Origin of the sequence: Promicromonospora alba (genome assembly GCF_042654905.1) — a bacterium.
Classification (GTDB): domain Bacteria; phylum Actinomycetota; class Actinomycetes; order Actinomycetales; family Cellulomonadaceae; genus Promicromonospora; species Promicromonospora alba.
In genome coordinates this window covers 380,198-396,356 of the sequence record NZ_JBHSFI010000003.1, presented here as the reverse complement: position 1 = coordinate 396,356, position 16,159 = coordinate 380,198, and the positions used below count along the sequence as shown (strand labels likewise).

General features: G+C 69.6%; 15 protein-coding genes. 11 read left to right on the top strand and 4 right to left on the bottom strand.

The window, feature by feature from the left end; genetic code table 11:
* Window positions 1-6: 6 nt before the first annotated feature.
* Window positions 7-777, bottom strand: coding sequence for an enoyl-CoA hydratase-related protein (locus tag ACFO6V_RS07035; protein WP_377133622.1), 771 nt, complete (start codon window positions 775-777; stop codon window positions 7-9).
* Window positions 778-834: 57 nt separating this feature from the next.
* Between ACFO6V_RS07035 and ACFO6V_RS07030 the strand changes: the two genes are divergently transcribed.
* Window positions 835-2,013 (top strand): acyl-CoA dehydrogenase family protein, encoded by a 1,179-nt coding sequence (locus ACFO6V_RS07030; protein ID WP_377133620.1) that lies wholly within the window; start codon window positions 835-837, stop codon window positions 2,011-2,013.
* 73 nt (window positions 2,014-2,086) lie between these two features.
* Here the strand turns inward: ACFO6V_RS07030 and ACFO6V_RS07025 are convergent, their stop codons facing one another.
* Entirely contained in the window at window positions 2,087-2,791 is a 705-nt protein-coding gene (locus ACFO6V_RS07025; RefSeq protein WP_377133618.1) for a TetR/AcrR family transcriptional regulator, read from the bottom strand.
* 294 nt (window positions 2,792-3,085) lie between these two features.
* On the opposite strand from ACFO6V_RS07025, the gene ACFO6V_RS07020 reads away from it, so the two are divergent.
* From ACFO6V_RS07020 to ACFO6V_RS06995, 6 genes are all read left to right on the top strand, one after another.
* Complete coding sequence (locus ACFO6V_RS07020) at window positions 3,086-3,679, top strand: helix-turn-helix transcriptional regulator (RefSeq protein WP_377133616.1); 594 nt, start codon at window positions 3,086-3,088, stop codon at window positions 3,677-3,679.
* Window positions 3,680-3,797: 118 nt separating this feature from the next.
* Entirely contained in the window at window positions 3,798-4,262 is a 465-nt protein-coding gene (locus ACFO6V_RS07015) for a peptidase inhibitor family I36 protein (RefSeq protein ID WP_377133614.1), read from the top strand.
* Between the two features lie 267 nt (window positions 4,263-4,529).
* Window positions 4,530-5,360 carry a hypothetical protein gene (locus ACFO6V_RS07010; RefSeq protein WP_377133612.1) on the top strand — a complete coding sequence of 277 codons (831 nt, stop codon included), beginning with the start codon at window positions 4,530-4,532 and terminating at the stop codon, window positions 5,358-5,360.
* Between the two features lie 127 nt (window positions 5,361-5,487).
* Entirely contained in the window at window positions 5,488-6,666 is a 1,179-nt protein-coding gene (locus ACFO6V_RS07005) for a peptidoglycan-binding protein (protein WP_377133610.1), read from the top strand.
* Complete coding sequence (locus tag ACFO6V_RS07000; RefSeq protein ID WP_377133608.1) at window positions 6,659-7,333, top strand: ABC transporter ATP-binding protein; 675 nt, start codon at window positions 6,659-6,661, stop codon at window positions 7,331-7,333. The genes ACFO6V_RS07005 and ACFO6V_RS07000 overlap by 8 nt, the downstream gene beginning before the upstream one ends.
* Before the next feature lies 1 nt (window position 7,334).
* The gene (locus ACFO6V_RS06995) at window positions 7,335-8,582 is read left to right on the top strand and encodes an ABC transporter permease (protein WP_377133606.1); all 1,248 of its coding nucleotides are present in this window, start codon (window positions 7,335-7,337) and stop codon (window positions 8,580-8,582) included.
* Between the two features lie 11 nt (window positions 8,583-8,593).
* On the opposite strand, the gene melA is transcribed toward ACFO6V_RS06995, so the two are convergent.
* Entirely contained in the window at window positions 8,594-9,997 is a 1,404-nt protein-coding gene (gene melA / locus ACFO6V_RS06990) for an alpha-galactosidase (protein WP_377133604.1), read from the bottom strand.
* A 120-nt stretch (window positions 9,998-10,117) separates the two neighbouring features.
* Here melA and ACFO6V_RS06985 point away from each other — a divergent pair, with 120 nt between their 5' ends.
* The 4 genes from ACFO6V_RS06985 to ACFO6V_RS06970 all read left to right on the top strand — a co-directional run bounded on the left by ACFO6V_RS06985 (window position 10,118) and on the right by ACFO6V_RS06970 (window position 15,578).
* On the top strand, window positions 10,118-10,963 hold the full coding sequence (locus tag ACFO6V_RS06985; protein ID WP_377133602.1) for a helix-turn-helix domain-containing protein: 846 nt from the start codon (window positions 10,118-10,120) through the stop codon (window positions 10,961-10,963).
* A gap of 91 nt (window positions 10,964-11,054) precedes the next feature.
* Complete coding sequence (locus ACFO6V_RS06980; protein WP_377133600.1) at window positions 11,055-12,620, top strand: carboxyl transferase domain-containing protein; 1,566 nt, start codon at window positions 11,055-11,057, stop codon at window positions 12,618-12,620.
* 5 nt (window positions 12,621-12,625) lie between these two features.
* Complete coding sequence (locus ACFO6V_RS06975) at window positions 12,626-14,599, top strand: acetyl/propionyl/methylcrotonyl-CoA carboxylase subunit alpha (protein WP_377133598.1); 1,974 nt, start codon at window positions 12,626-12,628, stop codon at window positions 14,597-14,599.
* On the top strand, window positions 14,592-15,578 hold the full coding sequence (locus ACFO6V_RS06970; RefSeq protein ID WP_377133596.1) for a hydroxymethylglutaryl-CoA lyase: 987 nt from the start codon (window positions 14,592-14,594) through the stop codon (window positions 15,576-15,578). The genes ACFO6V_RS06975 and ACFO6V_RS06970 overlap by 8 nt, the downstream gene beginning before the upstream one ends.
* Here ACFO6V_RS06970 and ACFO6V_RS06965 read toward each other — a convergent pair.
* A complete protein-coding gene (locus ACFO6V_RS06965; RefSeq protein WP_377133594.1) occupies window positions 15,545-16,144 on the bottom strand; it encodes a hypothetical protein in 600 nt (199 codons plus the stop codon). The genes ACFO6V_RS06970 and ACFO6V_RS06965 overlap by 34 nt on opposite strands.
* Window positions 16,145-16,159 lie beyond the last annotated feature (15 nt).

The window sequence follows — 16,159 nt, the reverse complement described above, 5'->3', positions numbered from 1 at the left end:
TCCCGGTCAGCGCCGCAGCAGCCGCCCCATCGCGGCCCGCCCGCGCTCGGAGCTGAACAGCTGCGCGGACGTGGTCACTGCCCGGTCCACGTTGGCGTCGAACCGGGTGAGCACATCCGCGTTGAGCAGCTCCTTGGTGGCGGTGAGGCCCTGCGGGTCGGCGGCTGCGAGCTCGGTGAGCACCGTGTCGACCTCCCGGTCGAGCGCGTCGAGCGGGACCGACCGGGTCACCAGGCCCCAGGCGGCGGCCTCGTCTGCGGTAAACGGTGCGCCGGTCAGGAACGTGCGCGACGCCGCCCGTGGCGTCATCCGCGGGAGCACCGCCAGCGAGATGACGGCGGGCGCCAGCGCGAGGCGGGCCTCGGTGAAGGCGTAGGTGATGTGGTCGGCGCTGATCGCGACGTCGCACGCGGCGACCAGCCCGATCCCGCCGGCTCGTACCGGCCCGTGCACGCGCGCCACCACGGGTTTCGGCAGGGCGAGGATCGTGCGCAGCAGCTCGGCGAGCCGCCGCGCGGAGTCGGTCATGCCGTCGCGCAGCGCCTCGGTGAGGTCGGCGCCCGAGCAGAACGCCGGGCCCTCCGCGGCCAGGACCACCGCGTGGACGTCGTCGTGCGCGGCGCGGTTCAGCGCGGCCCGGAGCTGGTCGAGCAGGGCGTGCGAGAGGGCATTGCGGCGCTCCTGGCTGTCGAGCGTGATCCGGGCGTAGGACGCGGTCCGGTCGTCCGGCAGGTCGAGCGCTACGACGTCGTAGGTGACCTGGCTCTGGTCGGGCATAGGAAGTCCTCCGGTGGGCCTGGCGCGATGAGGTTAATGGTGGTTAACCTCTGTGGCATGCCTAACATGCATACCTCACCAGAGAACCCGGGGCACACCAAGCTCCGGGACGCGGTACGGGAGTTCGCCGACCGCGAGATCGCGCCCCACATCGGCCGATGGGACAGGGAGAGTCGCCTGCCCGTCGAGCTGGTGCACCAGATGGGACAGCTGGGCCTGTTCGGCCTGACCGCCCCTGAGGAATACGGCGGGTCCGACCTCGGGCTCACCGGTCTCAGCATCGCCGTCGAGGAGATCGGCCGCGTGGACCAGTCGGTAGGCATCACGCTCGGGGCCGGCGTCGGCCTCGGGGTGGGAACGCTGCTGGCCTACGGCACCGACGAGCAGAAGAACAGGTGGCTGCCGGACCTCGTGGCCGGCCGCACCCTCGGCGCCTTCGGCCTCACCGAACCCGGCGCGGGCAGCGACGCCAACGCCATGTCCACGACCGCCGAGCTCGTGGACGGCGAGTGGGTCATCAACGGCGCCAAGCAGTTCATCACCAACTCCGGCACCCCGATCACCAGCGTCTGCACCGTCGCGGCGCGCACGGGCACCCTGCCCGACGGCCGGCCGGAGCTCAGCGCCGTCATCGTCCCCACCGACACCCCGGGGTTCGTCGTCGAACCCCTGCACGACAAGATGAGCTGGCGCGCCGTCGACACCCACGCCCTGCGGTTCGAGGACGTGCGCGTCCCGGAGGCCTACCTTCTGGGCGAGCGGGGCAACGGCTTCAAGCAGCTCATGATCTGCCTCAACACGGGCCGGGTCGCCGTCGCGGCCCTGGCCACCGGCTGCATCCAGGCCATGCTGGACCTCACGGTGGAGCACGCCGGTGTGCGCCCCACGTTCGGTGGTCCGATCGGCCGCAAGCAGGGCGTCGCCTTCCAGATCGCGGACATCGAGGTGATGCTCCAGGCGAGCCGGGCGCTCACGTACCGGGCCGCCGCGCTCAAGGACGAGGGTGCGCCGCTCGACGAGTTCCGGCGGGCGTCGTCCGTCGCCAAGCTGTACGCCACCGAGTCTGCCGTGACAGCCACGCGCATCGCGGCGCAGGTGTTCGGCGGCTACGGCGTCATGGAGGACGGCCCCATCGCCCGCTTCTACCGCGACGCCAAGGTCCTGGAGATAGGCGAGGGCACGTCAGAACTCCAGCGCATGCTGATAGCGAGAGGCCTGGGCCTCCCGGTCGAGTAGCCCGCCCGCCGAGCCCGTTGAGTGCTGGCTATCTGCCCTCCCGAACCGTTTCGAGAGGACAGATACCCAGCACTCAACGGGCTGGGAGGAGGGCTGAGCGGGCCATGCTTGTGAGCAGAGCGCGCATGGTCTCGCGGCCTATGCGGGCGCTGTGCGGGGTCGAGTTGAGGAGGCCGAACGCCGCCTGGACCGCCGCGCGTGCCTGCGGCGGCGACAGGTCCGGGCGCAGCGGCGTCAGCGCGTCGCACCACACGTCGACGTAGGCGAGCTGGCGTTTGCGGACCTGCGCCTGCGCCTCGGTCCCGAGCGCGCCCCACTCCCGCTCCTGCACGACGATCAGTGCCGGGTTGTCGAGCGCGAAGTCGGCGTGCCTGGCGATCAGGGCCTCCAGCGCGGCCTCGGCTCCTGCTGCGTCGCCCTCCGTTGCCTCGCCCCCCGCTGCCTCGCCCCCCGCGGTATCGGCACCAGGCTGCCCGACGGCGGAGCGCGCCTCGCCGCCCTCACCCCGCAAAGTCCTTGCTTCGCTGCGGTGCTTTCCGGGGACCCCGAGGTCGGCTCCGCCGTCGGACAGCAGCTCACGCGCGCCCGCCAGCAGCTGGTCGGAAGCGTGCAGCAGGCACTGCCCGAGGATGTCCTCCTTGCCCGCGAAATGCTTGTACAGCGCGGGGCCGGAGACGCCGACGGCGGCGCCGATGTCTCCCATGGATACGCCGTGGAAGCCACGGGCGGCGAACAGGTCGGCTGCCGTGCTCAGGATCTGCTGCCTGCGCGGGGTCACGGAGGCAGTCTAGGATCCGCCAGTCGCTGCTGGTGCTCGTTACTTGATCCCTGTGCTCGACGCTAGCGCTGAGGATTTCGGCGACCGCACTCATCCGGGACATCGCCCCGCGCGGTCTGCGGTCCGGCACCACGATGTCCCGGCACAGCACGGCACGGCACGGCACAGTCGCGTCACGCGGCGGGGCTCGGTAGTAGGCCGGAGGTCAGCCGCCAGCTCGTCATACATGTGCCACCGCGGTATTAGACTGCCACCCGCGCGGGACAAGGGGGCTGAGTGGGCGAAGCTGCGAGCGTGGCACTCATCGATGGTGGTCGAGCAGGACTGAGCGGTGTCAGCGGGCTGCTGGACGAAGTCGTGGACATCGACATCGTGGGAACGTTCTTCGACCTCACCGGTCTGTCCGCCGTGAGGCTGTCAGCGGACAGTGCTGGCATCGCGATCGTCGACTTCGAGGCCGGCCCTCCTGTCATCGGTGGGTCCCGGGCGCTGCGTGGGTACGGCCGCTGGGCCGTACTGGTTACCGGCCGCGACCTCTACCGCGGTGACGCGCGACGGCTTGTCCGGGCCGGCGCCAGGGGTGTGATCGACCGAGATCACTTGGGCCGAAAGCTCGTACCCCTTGTCCGAGCCGTCGCGGCCGGGGCGACCGTCGTATCTCTAGGGGATCGGGTCGATCCGCGTGTTGAGTGGGTTCGGCGACTTACGAGACGCGAGAGTGAAGTCCTGGCGGCGGTGGCCGAGGGCGCATCGAACCAGGAGATCGCGGCGAGCCTGACGGTCAGCGTCGACACCATCAAGTTTCACGTCTCGGCGTTGCTGCGGAAGTCAGGGTGCGACAGCAGGCAGCGGCTCATCGCGACCGCGCACCAGCACGGGATCGTGTGAGCGCCATCCACCGACCGGGTGAAAAACACTAGCCCTGAGGGGAGGGGCTTGTCGCTGACCGGACCGTACGCTGCATCTTGCCAGTGTCTGCTTTGTCCGGAAATGCGAATTTGAAGGAGTGAAGTTCGTGAAGCGAGTGAAGCACGTGCTCCGTTCGATCATCCTGACCGCGGCCATCGCGGCAGCCGGTGTCGGTGCCGGCGTTGCGCCGGCGGTGGCCGATGACTGGTCGTGCCCCGCCGAGTACACCTGCATCTGGAACGAGACCAACTACGCCGGAGCGTACAGCTGGATCCACGACAGCAATACCAACTTCAACTTCAACATGAGTGACCTCGCGTCGGCCAACAACCGCGCTTCGTCGCTCTCCACCGGCAACATCGTTTCGTGCAGGTCGTACTTCTTCGAGAATGCGAACTGGGACGCGGTCGGCGGCAAGTGGGTGTGGTTCTACGAGACGGGCAGCTCGCGGGGTGCGAGCCGCGACCCGATGCTGTCGAACGGCGGTGGCAACGGTCACTCGAGCGCGCAGGACCTCAACAACCTCTTCAGCTCGAACCAGTACGTCACGTCCTGTTCCTGACCGTGATCCGATCCGTAGGTGGATCACTCTGGAACTTGATTCGCCTACGGATCGGCCCCGGTACGCACCTCCCGTGTCCATCGCGAATGTGAGCGAACCACCATGTCTGCCATTTCAAGGCTCCTGCCTCGTCTGACGCCAATCTTCTTGGTCTGCATCGTCGCAGGCTGCGTGGCATCTCCGGGAGGAGGCGATGATGCGGCAGGAAATTCTTCCGCGTCAGCGGCCGCCCCTATCAGCGATCCGCCGAGAGATATCGATCCGATAGTGAACCGTGAAACCAATGTAGCGGTTTTCGGCTCGCAAAGATACATTCCGTCAGTCGCTTTGGCAGGCAATATTGACAGCGCTTACCAGCAGAGCCTGAACGACTGTATGGCGAGGGAGGGGATCGAGGGGCTTCTTGACTGGCACCCGACCGACCCCGACCTGTCCAGGGAAACGGCTGTCGGGGTCTGGCTGGCAGAGGATGCGGAACGATTTGCGTTCACCAATCCCATTACTGTCCTCGACCAGCTCGTGAACGGTGTGGTCAACTCGACCCTTTCTGGTGAGGAGAGCGCGGCCGCGCAGGAGGATTATGACGCACTGGCCGAGCGGCTCGAGGCGGACCGCACAAATGCCGGAACCGAGTCGTATCAGGCCGCTGAGAGAAAATGTATGTCCAGCGGCGAGGGTGCTGAATGGAAGAACCGACGGGACAGCCTTCCACGGTTCTCCGGTCCTTGGTCCGAGGAGTTCGCTGCTGCCCAGGTTGCCGCCTACAAGGACGACCGCATGGTGGAGATCAAGCGCGACTTCGGTGAGTGCATCTCAAAGGCTGGGCTGTCGCTGGAGGCCTCCGACTCCACCACGCGCGACACATTCTTCACGGTAAACGGCGAGCAATTCGGGGTAATAAACGAGCAGCAGATCAAGATGGCGTCCGACGTGGTTCGTTGTAAAGACGAAACTGGTGCTGTCGAGAAGTTGCTGAATGTGGTCGCCGAGTACGAGGCTCCGGTGTACTTGGAGTACGAGCGGGAACTTCAGAGCCTTGCGGTCGAGCTCGACGAGCTGGAACGTGTGACGAGCGAGTACTGGACCGGGCGTGACTGATCGGTACGGCAGCTTGCAGCCCGAGGGCTCGGGTTCGCGATCACCGGGACCAACTACCGGAGGCGCCGTACGCGGCCGAGTTCGGTGGCTGGTGCTCTGGTGCGGCTTGGCCGCTGGAGTAGCGGTGGTGGCGTTTGTGCTGGGCGGCCTGGTCCGATCCCCGTGGGAAGACGCAGTGGCGAACTCGACGGCGCTGCCGACCACATCCGCCGTGGTGACAGAACGTGAGTTCCGAGAGGCCGGGGGCTCCGCGGACGGGCTCGTGTCATTGGGAGACGAGATCACGGTCGCGGTGCCGGAGACGTCGAGCGCTCGCGCCGTAGTGACGTCCGTCGATGTCGCCCCCGACAAGATGGTGCGGTATGGCGCACCGCTGGTGACGGTGTCGGGCCGGCCGCTTATCGTCCTCGCCCTTGAGATTCCCCTCTACCGGGATCTCGCTCCAGGGATGAGCGGACCTGACGTGGAGTCGCTGCAACGTGCATTGGATGCGCTCGGGTACTACAGCGGTTACGTGGACGGCCGGTACGAGAGCGGAACCGCCGACGCCGTTGAGAGGTTGTATGCAGAGAATGACCTCGAACCTCCGGCAGGCGTCCCGTTCTCGACCGTAGGAGCGTCACCTGACGCGGCGGTCGACGAGTCGAGTGCTGTGGTACAGGGAGAAAGCCCGGAAAGTGGGTCGCTCACGTCGACGTCTGATCCTTTGGTGAGCCCCTCTGCTGGCACGTCCACGCCGGTGACCGGTACACCCCTGCCGATGGCGGAGGTGGTCGACGTGCCAGGTGGCGGTGCCCGGGTGGCATCGATCGCTGGCCTCGGCGAGGTGCTCGAAGGGGATGACGTTGTGGCGAAACTTCGAATCGGGGAGCCGCACGTGACAGCGCGGGTCGGTGTTGCGGATGCCGAGGCGTTCCAGCCGGGGTCGTCAGTGACTGTGGCAACTGCGGGGAACGAGCCCGTCGAGGTGCAGGTGGCTCGGATTTCCGAGTTCCGCGGCAGCGACTCCGACGGGCGCATACCTGGTTACGACATTCGCGTGCCGTTGCCCGAAGAGCTGACGCGTGGTGCTGAAGGCGCAGCGGCAACAGTGATGCCCACCGGGCACGGCGAGGTCGCGACCTCCCTGGCCGTACCTCTTGTCGCGCTGAGAGAAGATGCGGACGGAATGTATGTGCTGAAGGTTGGCGATGGACAGAAGGTAACCGTGCAGCTCGGGCTCCAGAGCGATGGATACGCGCAGATTCTTGGAGACACGAGTCTGGAGCCCGGTGACGAGATCATCATCGGCGGGCCAGGTGAATGATGTCGCAGTCGAGGCCGTCTCGCTCGCCAAGATCTATCCAGGAAACCCCCCGGTCAGCGCGTTGCGAGATGCCACGCTCCAGGTGCTCAAGGGTGAGCGAGTGGCGATCCTCGGCAGGTCGGGAGCGGGGAAGTCGACTCTCCTCAATATCCTAGGCTTGTTGGACGCTCCAACGGCTGGCAGCTACCGGTTGCTGGGACGGGACACATCGCAACTTGGCGGTCGAGCGCGAGACCGCATGCGCGCTGAGCGGTTGGGATTCGTGTTCCAGTCGTATCACGTGCTCGGTCGACGCACGGTGACCGAGAACGTCATGCTCAAGCTGACGACGGCGCGCGTCGGCGTGGCGAACCGCGAGGACCTCACGCGGTCAGCGATCGAGAACGTTGGCTTGTCGCATCGCGCTCACGCACTCGGTCAGACGTTGTCCGGCGGAGAGAAGCAGCGGCTCGCCGTCGCACGCGCGATAGTGACGACACCGCCGGTCCTTCTTGCCGACGAGCCGACCGGGAATCTGGACGATGCGAATGCGCGCGCGGTACTGGACCTGTTCGACGAGCAAGCGCGACGCGATGTCGCAGTAATCGTGATCACGCATGACGACCGGACCGCACGGTGGGCGGACCGCGTCGTGGAGCTCAAAGACGGAAGAGTCGTGGGGGCCTGACATGGTGTGGCTCAGGGACCTCTTGTCCGATCTGGTGATCGACTATTCCGGGCGGCGGTCGCGGGTGCTCCTGCTGCTGGTCGCGGTGGCGTTGTCCACGGGGTCACTCGTGACTGCCGTGGGCGTGTCGCAGATGGCAGCGTCCCAGATCGACGCCGACATCGCTGCTTCAGGCACGGACCTGCTCACCGTCGAAATTGCACCAGCCGCCGTTGACGACGCCAGCCCCGACGTAGTGGTCGAGGAAGCTGAGCGGCCTGGTGAAGGGGCGAGTGCTCAGATCTTCCTACCGGAAGCTCTGGAGCGCGTGCGTGCCATCGACGGGGTCCGCGCCGCGGGCCTCCGCCTGCCGATGTCCGACGGCATTCACGTCCGGCGCAATGCGGACGCTGACGAGTCCTCGACGCTCGGTTACGACTTGGGCAGCCCCGTCGACGTCTTCGGCGCCACCAGCGGCTACCTGGCCGCCTATCACGTTACACCCGAAGAAGCCTGGATGCTGGACGCTGTCGATCCGTACGACGTGGCTCTGGTGGGAGAGGGGATTGCTGAGGAGCTCGGAATCCCAGTCGCTGCGAAGGAATTGACTGGCTATCGCATCTACGTGGACGACCACGCATACGAGGTGATCGGTGTGGTCAGCTCCGGGCCGGCGGCCGCGTCTGGCGTAGTGCTTCCCTATCGGACTGCTTTGTCCACGGCCGGGACTGACCGTGATGCGACCTTGCTCGTTCGTACCGAGCCGGGTGCCTCGCGTCCCATATCAGAGATAGTGCGTGAAGCAGTCTTGCCTGCTCGCCCCGACGTGCTGCAGGTGTCCGCCGCCATCGATCTTGCAACCCTGCGAACCGGCGTGAACGAACAGCTGTCCCGCTTGGCGGGTGCCGTGGGCGGCCTCTTGCTCGTGCTGACCGTCTTGCTCATCGCTAACTCGATGATCGTCTCCGTCATGGCGCGCACTGCGGAGATCGGGCTGCGCCGCGCACTGGGTGCGAGCAGCCTCGACATCTCGGTGCTCTTTCTCGCAGACGGCGGAGTGATCGGAGCGCTCGGCGGACTGGCTGGTTCCGCACTGGGGTGTGCGGCAACCGTCGGGATAGCGATTGTCAACGGATGGAGCGCGGTCCTGCACCCGTGGTACCTCGTGGCCGGACCTGTGGTGGGCCTCCTTGTCGGAATAGTTGCTTCGGCCTACCCCTCAGTTCGTGCGGCGCGGATCTCGCCAGCGGAGGCGGTACGTGTCGAGTAGCCGCGTTGCGATCAGCGGGCCTCCGTGAGTTGTTCCGTCAGCTGTCCCGTCAGCGCCGCCGGCAGCAGCGCCGCGTGCGCGGCGAGCAGCTCGTCGGTCATCTCGCGGATCTGCTCCAGCGTGCAGTGCGCGGACGTGAGCGGGTCCAGCGCGACGGCGTGGTGCACGTGCTCGACGTCGCCGGCCAGCGCCGCGCGGACCGCGAGCGTCTGCACGTTGGTGTTCGTGCGGTTGATCGCCGCGAGCTGGGGCGGCAGGTCGCCGAACGACGTCGGCTGCACGCCGTTGGCGTCGACCAGGCAGGCGACCTCGACGCACGCGTCGTCGGGCAGGTTGGTGATGACCCGTCCCGCGTTGGGCACGTTGCCGTACACGACCGTGGGCACCCCCGTGACCACGGCGTTCACGATGGAGGCCCCGTACTCGACAGACGGGCTCAGGTCCGCCTTGAGCCGTTCGAGCTGCTCGTCGACGTCGCCCTGCTCGTCGTGCGCGGCGCAGATCTCGAAGTAGTCCCAGCGCTCCGGGATGTACTCCTTGATGGTTGCGGCGTCCTTGCGGAAGTACGGCACATACTCCGACGCGTGGTGGCTGGACTCCGTCTCGAAGTAGCCGAAGTGGTTCATCAGCGAGGTGCGCACCTGCTCGTTGCCGCCCTCGTAGTTGCTGGCCATGAGGGCCACGTCGGAGTGGTCGCCGTCGTCGGACAGCAGGCCGGACGCCGCGCGGGCAGGCTGGTGGCGCTCCTTCATCAGCTCGCGCAGGCGCGGGTAGAGGTCCTCGGTGCCGCGCCGGAAGTCGACGATCCACGCCTGGTGGTTGATGCCCGCGCAGCGGAAGGACACCTCGTCGTACGGCACGCCCAGCGTGCGCGCGAGCATCCAGGTGGTGCCCTGCACGCTGTGGCACAGCCCCACGGTGCGCAGACCGAGCGCGTTGAGGTACGCGGTGGCCATGGCCATCGGGTTGGCGTAGTTGATGAACTGGGCGTCCGGGCACACCTCGAGGGCATCGGCGGCGATGGCCTGGTAGGCGGGCACGGAACGCAGGAAGCGGAAGACGCCGCCCGGGCCGACGGTGTCGCCGACCGGCTGGTCGACGCCGTAGCGCCGGGGGATCTCGACGTCGTGCCGGTAGGACTCCACGCCACCCACCTGGAACGTGATGATCACGAAGTCGGCGTCGCGCAGGGCCTCGCGCCGGTCGGTGGTCTGCTCGACCACCGTGGGCAGGCCGTGGTGCGCCACGAGCTCCCGGGTGGCCGTCGCCACCCGGTCGAGGCGGCCGGCGTCGAGGTCCATGAGGCTGAGGGTGGCGCCGTGCAGCGCCGGGAAGCTGAGCAGGTCGCCGATGAGGCGGAACGGGAAGACGAAGCCACCGGCGCCGATGATGGTGATCTTGGGAGAATGAGCCATACGGCGACGCTAGGCCAGAGGATGGCGGTCACACCTCCGGCTGCGTGGCCCGGTTCTCCGGGATCCTCCGGTCCGCGCCGCGGCCGTGCGGGGCTCGGGCGGGGCCATATGCTCCCGCTCATGGTGCTCGCGGACGACGAGGTGGAGCTGAACGAACCAGCCCTGTGGGTGCAGCGGGGCGCGCCGCCGGTGATGATGCGGCCGCACCGGCACGACGACCTGGAGCTCAACCTGGTGCACGCGGGCCGGCTCGAATACCTCTTCGGCGGCTCGTTCCTGCGGGTGGAGGCGGGCGAGGTGGCACTGTTCTGGGGCGGGACCCCGCACCAGCTCGTGGAGCCCGGCGCGACGCCGACCGACGTGTCCTGGGTGCACATCCCGCTCACCGAGGTGCTGAGCTGGGCGCTGCCCACGGAGCAGATGGCGGTCCTGCTGCGGGCACGCCCCGTCGTCGTGCCGACGGACGCACTGGTGCGGGACGCCGCCGCCCTCTTTGAGAGCTGGCACCACGACGTCCTGGACAGCGGGTACGGCACCGTCGTCATGCTCGAGGCCCAGGCGTTCGTGCGGCGGGTCCTGACCCGTGCGGCGCAGGACGACGCGGAGGTTCGGACGACGCCGTACACGCCCGACCCGCGGGCCGGCGCCGCTGGGCGGGCCGCGGCGATGGCCCAGTTTGTGGCCGAGCACTACCGGTCGCCGATCACCGCCGCCGACGTGGCCCGCGCCGTCCACCTCAGCCCCAGCCACGCGATGACGCTCTTCAAGCGAGTAGTCGGCACGACCGTTGGCACGTATATCGCGCGGTGCCGCGTCGCGGAGGCGCAGCGGCTGCTCATCACGTCGGACCGCACCACCGCCGAGATCGCGCACGCGTCCGGGTTCACCGCGCAGAGCAGCTTCTACGACACCTTCCGACAGGTGTGCGGCACCGCTCCGGGCGACTATCGCCGCACGTTCCGCTGAGGCCTTCGCCGAGGCCGTAGCGGAGGCCGCGGTCGGCCGAACCGCGCGCCAGGGGTTAACGATCATTAACCAGCGGACTATGCTGCGACACGTGGCCATCAACACCGCCGTTGGAACGGACCTCCGCACCCTCACCGCGCAGCTGCGCGACCGCCTCGCGCGCGTGCGCGAGGGCGGCTCGGCCGCGGCGCGCGACAAGCACACCGCTCGCGGCAAGCTGCTCGCCCGCGACCGCGTGGACCGGCTGCTCGACCCGGGGTCCGCATTCCTGGAGATCGGGGCGCTCGCGGCCTACGACATGTACGGCGGCGAGTGGGCGGTGCCGAGCGCGGGCATCGTCACGGGTATCGGCAGGGTCGCGGGGCGCGAGTGCGTGATCGTCGCCAACGACGCCACCGTCAAGGGCGGCACCTATTACCCGATGACGGTCAAGAAGCACCTGCGCGCGCAGCAGGTCGCCGCCGAGAACCACCTGCCCTGCATCTATCTGGTGGACTCCGGCGGCGCGTACCTGCCGATGCAGGACGAGGTGTTCCCCGACCGGGAGCACTTCGGCCGCATCTTCTACAACCAGGCGAACCTGTCCGCCCGGGGGATCCCGCAGGTCGCGGCGGTCATGGGCTCGTGCACGGCGGGCGGCGCGTACGTACCCGCGATGAGCGACGAGGCGGTCATCGTGCGCGACGAGGGCACGATCTTCCTCGGCGGTCCGCCTCTGGTGCAGGCCGCCACGGGCGAGGTGGTGACGGCGGAGGAGCTCGGCGGCGGGCTGGTGCACACCACGACGTCGGGCGTCGCGGACCACCTGGCCGACGACGACGCGCACGCCCTGCGCATCGTCCGCGAGATCATCGGCACCACCACCGGCGCGGCACGGGCCCCGAGCCTGGAGCGGGCGGTTCCGGAGGAACCGGAGCTGGACCCCGACGGCCTGTACGACGTGCCCGCCGACCCCCGCACGCCCTACGACGTGCGCGACGTGATCCGCCGCATCGTCGACGGCTCGCAGCTCACCGAGTTCAAGGCCCGGTACGGCGAGACCCTGGTGTGCGCCTTCGCCCGCATCGACGGGTACCAGGTCGGGATCATCGCGAACAACGGCATCCTGTTCTCCGAGTCGGCGCTCAAGGGCGCGCACTTCGTGCAGCTCTGCGACCAGCGGCGCATCCCGCTCGTGTTCCTCCAGAACATCGCCGGGTTCATGGTCGGCAAGGAGTACGAGCACCGTGGCATCGCCAAGGACGGCGCCAAGCTCGTCACCGCCGTGGCCTGCACGTCGGTGCCGCGGTTCACGGTGGTGCTCGGCGGCTCGTTCGGCGCCGGGAACTACGGCATGAGCGGCCGCGCCTACGACCCCCGGTTCCTCTGGATGTGGCCCGGCGCCCGCATCTCCGTCATGGGCGGCGAGCAGGCGGCGTCGGTCCTCGCGACCGTGCAGCGCGACCTCGCCGACGCCCCGCCCGAGCAGATCGAGGCGTTCAAGGACCCGATCCGCGACCGGTACGAGACCCAGGGCAACCCCTACTACGCCACCGCCCGGCTCTGGGACGACGGCGTGATCGACCCCGCCGACACCCGCCGCGTCCTCGCGCTCGGCCTGGCCGCCGCCGCGAACGCCCCGATCGCCGAGCCGTCCTACGGCATCTTCCGGATGTGACTGACATGCCTGCTATCAACACCCTGCTGATCGCCAACCGCGGCGAGATCGCCCTGCGGATCATCCGCACCGCGCGCCGCCTCGGGCTGCGCACGGTCGCCGTCTACTCCGACGCCGACGCGGCCGCGCCGCACACCCGCGCCGCCGACGTCGCAGTCCGCCTCGGCCCGACACCCGCCGCCGAGTCCTACCTGTCGGTCCCCGCCGTGCTCGCGGCCGCGAAGGAGACCGGCGCCGACGCCGTCCACCCCGGCTACGGGTTCCTGTCCGAGCAGGCCGACTTCGCGCGTGCCGTCATCGGCGCGGGGCTGACCTGGGTGGGGCCGCCGCCCGACGCGATGGACGCCATGGGGCGCAAGGACACCTCGCGAAAGATCGCGGAGGCGGCGGGCGTGCCGATGCTGGCGCTGTCGACCGATGGGGCGGGGTCGATCAGCGGGTTCCCGCTGCTCGTCAAGGCCGCCGCGGGCGGCGGCGGCAAGGGCATGCGGATCGTGCGCGGTCAGGACGAGCTCGCATCCTCGATCGCCGCCGCCCGCCGCGAGGCCGCCGCCGCGTTCGGCGACGACACGGTGCTCCTGGAGCGGTACGTCGAACGGGGCAGGCACGTCGAGGTGCAGATCCTCGCCGACGAGCACGGCAACGTGCTGCACCTGCACGAGCGCGACTGCTCCGCCCAGAGGCGGCACCAGAAGGTCCTGGAGGAGGCGCCCGCACCCGACCTCGACCCGGCCCTGCGCGACGCGCTGCACGGATGGGCCGTCCGCCTGGCCCGGGAGGTCGGGTACACGGGTGTCGGGACGGCGGAGTTCCTGGTGGAGGTTCCGGGGGGCTCGATCGCCGGGAGCGACTCGATCGGCAGCGCCTGGTTCCTCGAGATGAACACCCGTCTCCAGGTCGAGCATCCCGTCACCGAGGAGGTCGTCACGGTGCGCAGCGAACGCATCGACCTCGTCGAGCAGCAGCTCCGCGTGGCGGCGGGCGAGGAGCTGGGCTTCGCCCAGGACGACGTCGCCGTCACCGGCCACGCGATCGAGGCGCGCGTCTACGCCGAGGACGCGTTCGGCGGGTTCCTACCGCAGGCGGGGACGGCGACGCGGGTGCGGTGGCCGGAGGGTTCGACCGACGTGCGGGTCGAGGCCGGCATCGAGGACGGCACGGTCGTCCCCGCCGCCTACGACCCCATGGTCGGCAAGATCATCGCCCGCGGCGCCGACCGCGAGACCGCCCGGCGCGGCCTCGTCGCAGCGCTCGATGCCACCGCGATCGGCGGCCTCGTGACCAACACCGGGTTCGTGCGGGCGCTCGCGGACTCCGACGCGTTCCGCGACGGCGAGGTGCACACCGCCTGGCTGGACTCCCACCCGTTGCCCGCCCCGGACCCGGCGTCCGCCATGGTGGCGGCAGCCTGGACCGTCGCGGCGGCCGCGGCAGCCGACGGCGGTGACGGCTGGCGCCTCGGCGGGCCGCCCGCCGACACCTGGGTCGAGCTGGACGACGCGGTGCTCCGCGTGAGCACCGCCCGGGGCGAGGTGCGCCGCGCGGGCGAGCCGCCGACGTCGTGCAGAACGGTGGGCAGCGCTGTGGGCGGGGCCGTGGGCGGCGGGCTGCTCGCGCTGGACGGCGTGACCGCGTGGTTCACGGTCGACATCCGCCCGCGCTCGGTCGAGGTGAGCACGCGCGGGCACACGTTCCGGTTCGTCCGGCCGACCGCGTCGAGCATCGCGACGGCCGAGCTGTCCGACGGCGTCGTGCTCGCCGCGATGCCCGGCACGCTGGCCCGCGTCGAGGTGCGGGACGGCGACCTGGTGGTCGCCGGGCAGCCGCTCGGCGTGCTGGAGGCGATGAAGATGGAGGTGGCGCTCCTGGCGCCGGCGGACGGCGTGGTGCGGGTCCGGGCGGCCGCCGGCGACCAGGTCGCGGCGCGGCAGGTGCTCTTCGAGATGGAGCCCGAGCTGGAGAAGGAGAGCGATGACTGAGCAGCTTCGGCGCCCCCAGGTGGTGCCCGACCCGAGCCTGCCCGACCGCGTGACCATCTACGAGGTGGGCCCGCGTGACGGCCTGCAGAACGAGAAGGCGGTGGTCCCGGCGGCGGTCAAGGTGGGCCTGGTCGAGCGGCTGCTCGACGCCGGCCTGCCGTACGTCGAGGCGACGAGCCTCGTGCACCCGCGCTGGGTGCCCCAGCTGGCCGACGCCGAGGAGGTGCTCGCCGCGCTGGTGGACCGGCTCGGCGACCGCGCCCGCGACCTGCCCGTGCTGGTGCCCAACGAACGGGGGCTGGAGCGGGCGTACGACCTGGGGCTGCGGCACATCGCGGTCTTCGCCAGCGCCACCGACACCTTCGCGCGCCGGAACCTGAACCGGTCCCTCGACGAGCAGTGGGCCATGTTCGAGCCGGTCATGACGCGGGCTCGCGCCGCGGGGATGCGTGTACGGGCCTACGTGTCGATGTGCTTCGGCGACCCGTGGGAGGGCGACGTGCCGCTGGACCAGGTGGTCGCGGCGGGCAAGCGGCTCATGGACCTCGGGGCGGAGCAGCTCTCGCTCGGCGACACGATCGGCGTCGGGACGCCGGGGCACGTCGTCGCGCTCCTGGACGCGCTGAACGCCGCCGGCCTGCCTGACGACGTGCTGGCGCTGCACGCCCACGACACCTACGGGCAGGCGCTCGGCAACGTGGCCGCCGCGCTGCGGCACGGCGTGACGACGTTCGACACGTCGGCGGGCGGGCTCGGCGGGTGCCCGTACGCGGAGTCGGCCACGGGGAACCTCGCGACGGAGGACCTGCTCTGGATGCTCGACGGGCTCGGGATCACCACCGGCGTCTCGATGCCGCGGCTGGTGGAGACCAGCGCCTGGCTGGAGCCGCACCTGGACCACGCGCCGGTGAGCCGCACCTACCAGGCGCTGCGGGGCAGCGTGGCTCAGCCGGCGGCCTCGACCACGCCCCGGACGTAGAACAGGTACCAGAGCCGGACCGGCGTTCCCGGGCCCTCGCCCACGGCCATGCTGGGCTTGACCGCGGTGGACACCTCGCCGTTCGCGCCGTTGAAGTTGTCCTTGGCGCGCGTCTCGTTGACGTCGGCGGTCTCGGCCCACTTCGCCGTCTCGGCCCAGCCGGCCACCTGGGCGGCGTCGAGGCCGAGCAGCTCGGCGTCCGCGACCATCCGGTCCGCGGCGGCCTGCCCGTCGGCCTCGGTCCAGAACAGGTCCACCGAGTCCACGTAGCCGTGCCGGGTGGTGACCGTCATCTCCTCGGTGCGTCCGGACCAGGTGCCGCTGGGCAGCACGAGGCTCACGGTGGCGTCCTCGGGCACGTCGACGATCACCATCTGGTCCGACGGGAGCCCGAGTGTCTCGGTTTCGAGCGGCCGTGTCAGGTCCCACTGCATGCTGTTCCCCTCACCGAAGAGCTGGGTGCCCTCGTCGTCCTGGTCGCCGCCGCCGACGCTGACGGTGCAGCCGGCCGTCGCCGCGAGCGCCAGGGTCACGCACACCGCGAGGATCACCTGTCGTGCTGGCATCGGACCACCTTGTCA